Annotated in this window: 1 protein-coding gene; it reads left to right on the plus strand. The window is 67.0% G+C overall.

All coding sequences use genetic code 11. The features are described from left to right. Positions 1–264: SDR family NAD(P)-dependent oxidoreductase (locus JI667_RS21625; RefSeq protein WP_206858525.1), on the plus strand; the 264-nt coding region annotated here is incomplete at both ends.

A 264-nucleotide genomic window follows, 5' to 3' on the forward strand; every position in this document is an offset into this window, starting at 1 on the left:
TTGCGGCGGTGCTTACGGGCGCATGCGGCGGTATCGGTCGCGGCGTGGCCGAAAGGCTGGCGGAAGACGGGTGGCGGCTGGTCGTTACCGATCTGGACGGCGCGAAGGCCGAGGCACTGGCGGCTGAGCTGCCCGGTGAAGGTCATCGCGGGCTGGGCTGCGACGTCGCGTCCGAAACGTCCGTCACCCAGCTTTTCGACATGATTTCCAAGGATTACGGCATCGTTGACGGGTTGGTCACGGCGGCGGGCATCCTGCGGTTGG

The organism is Bacillus sp. NTK074B, assembly GCF_017303375.1.
Lineage (GTDB): Bacteria > Bacillota > Bacilli > Bacillales > Bacillaceae_B > Rossellomorea.